This is a genomic window from Clostridium sp. (assembly GCF_030532265.1).
In the GTDB taxonomy this organism is placed as follows: domain Bacteria; phylum Bacillota; class Clostridia; order Clostridiales; family Clostridiaceae; genus Clostridium.
The window spans coordinates 1-3,132 of record NZ_JAUNLM010000115.1; the positions used below are offsets into that span (position 1 = coordinate 1).

Genomic DNA, 3,132 nt, shown 5'->3' on the forward strand with positions numbered 1-3,132 from the left:
TTTTGCAGACCTCTGCCTTACCACTTGGCTATAGCGCCTTATAATTAAATTATATGCAAAAACATATAAAAGATTACTAATTATTAAAAAAATAAATACATTTAAAATATATTTATGGATAAAATATTTTACGAAGGGAGAGGATTTAATTGAGTAAAATTTTAAGTTTTAATGAAATAAGTGAAATATTAATAAATAGCCAAAAGCCATCAAAGTATTTTGAAGAGTTGCTGTTAAGTGGAAAATTAGATGAAGAACCTTTTATTAAACTAAAAAGGTTGAAAGATGTACCTCAATCACTTAAATATCATCCAGAAGGAAATGTATGGAATCATATAATGTTAGTTATAGATAATGGTGCATATTATAAAAAGTATGTTAATGATAAAGAAAGTTTTATGTGGGCACTTTTGTTACATGATATAGGAAAATTAAAAACAACTAAACTTAGGAAGGGGAGATGGACATCATATAATCATGATAAAGTTGGGGCAATTGATGGTAGAGAATTTTTAATTAGTCTAAAAGTAAAGGATTATGATTTTATAGATAAAGTAGAGAAACTTATAAAATATCATATGCATTTTCTATATATAACTAAGAATTTACCTTTTGGAAATGAAATTAAAATGATTGAAGAAGTTAATTTGAATGATATATCATTAGTTTTTTTGTGTGATAGGTTAGGGAGAGGTGGATTAAATAAAGAGGATAAAAACAAAATAATAGAGAGCATAGAAGATTTTATGAAGAAGTATAACCTAAATGTAAATTTAAAATAAAAGCTATAAATATTAAATTTTATAGCTTTTATTCTATAAAAAGAAACATTTTGTATTTAAAAACGTACTATATAGAGAAGATTATATAGATAAAATACTACCTCGATCTATAAGTTTTGAATCTTTTAAAAATATTGGAATTACATTATGTTTTTCTAAAAATGAAAGAACTTCTTTCCCGTATTTGTATTTATTTAAGTTTCCAAAAAAAGCTAATTTGTTTTTACCTATCATGCCACAAGTACCACCAATAAATCCATAATCTAAACCTTCTAAAATTATGTCACCAGGTGGAACAAATAAAGTATCATAGCCAGATTTTACTAAAGTATTATAAATAATTTTATCTGATGTTATAAATGCTTTATCATAAATATTAACAACCGAACATTTAGTGTAGCCTTGAGAAACATTTAAGTTTAGTTTGTTTTGTGAGTTGTTTAATATTGATTTATCTGTGTATTTAAGATTATGCATTAAAATTTCATCAGTAATTAATGCATTTAAAATTATATCTTTAGGATATTTAGAATCTAAAGAGGTTTCAGAAAATATAAAATTTATAGAATAATTTTTTAAGATATTTAAAAAATTAGCATCAATATCTTTATGGACAACTATAAGTTTTGATTTTTTATCTAATATATTTAGTTGAATATCAACATGACCATTTATAGCTTCATAAAGCAACGGTGATTTTGGGACTTTTATAGGTATTACACCTTCTTTTATTAAATTAGAAAATTCTTCACAGGTAATCCTGTAATCAACAAAAGAATACATAAATATCCTCCTAATATTATAAATATATATTTAAATTACTACTAATATGTAAAAAAAGCAATAAATTTAGGAAGTTTTACAAAGTTATTTTTAGTATAGGGATTATATATTCAATACATACTATTACTAAGAAGGGAGTGAAAGATATGCTTGTGCTGAAATTAGCTTATATGGGAGATTTAGACTTTATAAAAGAGTTACAAGAATTAAAAGCCCTACTAAAAAAGAAGAATATAGTAATAGGTTTAGTTGAAAAGATTGAAGGTAAAACTCATCTTGTAAAAGTTTTGTGTGAAGAAGAGTGTTATAGTGAAGAAAATTTTGAAAAGATTAAAATATATATAAGTGAACTTTTATATGAAATGGTCATAAAAAACTATAAAGAAAAAGAATTGTTTGAATTTATAACAGATACCTATTTCTTTTTAAAACAAGAAGAAATATTAGAGGTAGAAACTATAATTATGGATGTGTTTTTTAGAAGAACCTCCATAAGAGATGAAACAAGTGTTTATTGTGAAAATAAAATAAATACAATAATAACTAAAATAAAAGAATGTCTAGAAGAAAACAATGAATTTAATATAAATGGATTTATTACATTTAGAATGAAAGAACTAAGAAATTATATAGAATCTATTATAGATAAAATAATAGAGAAATATATGGTTGAAAAAGAATATAAAGAGTTTATAAAATTACTAAGGTATTTTGTTGATATACAAGATAGTAGAATAGATACAGTTAATATTTTCATAAATAATTCAGGAGAGTATACTGTTTTAAATGAAAATAATAGTAATTTATTTAGTGAATTTATGAAAGAGTTATCAGACTGCAAATTAGGTGTTGATGCAAATGTTGAAGACGTGATTATAAGCGGGTTAATAACAAATGCTCCAAAAAAAATAAATATTTATCAAAAAAAATACTGTACAAACAAAGAATTTATTGATACAATAATAAATGTCTTTGGAAATAGAGTTAATTTTATTAGCGAAGTGAATTTAACTAAGAATTTAGATGTTAAATAAAAAAGTGTTGACAAAGATAAAATAATTAGATATTATAATAAAGCAAAGTAGAAACGCCGTTTCTCACCTACGAGCGCAATAGTGTAGCAAGTAAGGTTAGTTTATTTCGATTTTAAGTTATTGGATTAAACAGGACGGCTAAAGCCGTCCTTTTTTATATGTTTTAATTGTTAAAATCCGGAGGTGGAAGCTATTAGTAAAAATTATATAATAAACGAAGATATTAGAAAGAAAGAAATCAGAGTAATATCAAAGGATGGAGAACAACTTGGAATATTATCAAGTAAGGAAGCTCTTAAAATTGCTGAAGAGCAAGAGTTAGACTTAGTTATGATATCACCAAATGCTAATCCGCCAGTTTGCAAGATAATGGATTTAGGTAAGTTCATATATGAGCAATCAAAAAAAGAAAAAGAAGCTAAGAAGAAACAAAAAGTCATTAATGTTAAAGAAATCAGAGTAAGTTTAACAATTGAAGAAAATGACATTGCAATTAAAGCTAAAAAAGCAAGAAAGTTCCTATTAGATGGAGA

Annotated in this window: 4 protein-coding genes and 1 other annotated feature; of the genes, 3 read left to right on the forward strand and 1 reads right to left on the reverse strand. The window is 24.3% G+C overall.

Going from position 1 to position 3,132, the window contains the following annotated elements:
- Positions 1 to 149 precede the first annotated feature (149 nt).
- Complete coding sequence (locus tag Q4E08_RS11965) at positions 150 to 782, forward strand: HD domain-containing protein (protein ID WP_303131225.1); 633 nt, start codon at positions 150 to 152, stop codon at positions 780 to 782.
- Positions 783 to 863: 81 nt separating this feature from the next.
- Here the strand turns inward: Q4E08_RS11965 and Q4E08_RS11970 are convergent, their stop codons facing one another.
- Complete coding sequence (locus Q4E08_RS11970) at positions 864 to 1,565, reverse strand: DUF6873 family GME fold protein (RefSeq protein WP_303131227.1); 702 nt, start codon at positions 1,563 to 1,565, stop codon at positions 864 to 866.
- 146 nt (positions 1,566 to 1,711) lie between these two features.
- Here Q4E08_RS11970 and ytxC point away from each other — a divergent pair, with 146 nt between their 5' ends.
- Positions 1,712 to 2,599 (forward strand): putative sporulation protein YtxC, encoded by an 888-nt coding sequence (gene ytxC, locus Q4E08_RS11975; RefSeq protein WP_303131229.1) that lies wholly within the window; start codon positions 1,712 to 1,714, stop codon positions 2,597 to 2,599.
- A 39-nt stretch (positions 2,600 to 2,638) separates the two neighbouring features.
- Positions 2,639 to 2,761: a sequence feature (ribosomal protein L20 leader region), on the forward strand.
- Positions 2,762 to 2,782: 21 nt separating this feature from the next.
- The coding region (gene infC, locus Q4E08_RS11980; RefSeq protein WP_303131231.1) for a translation initiation factor IF-3 at positions 2,783 to 3,132 on the forward strand (350 nt) is incomplete at its 3' end.

What these genes read in the sequence shown, in the direction of transcription:
- Q4E08_RS11970 (WP_303131227.1), bottom strand. Translation starts at nt 1,565, where the DNA reads ATGTATTCTTTTGTTGATTACAGGATTACCTGTGAAGAATTTTCTAAT.
- ytxC (WP_303131229.1), top strand. Translation starts at nt 1,712, where the DNA reads ATGCTTGTGCTGAAATTAGCTTATATGGGAGATTTAGACTTTATAAAA.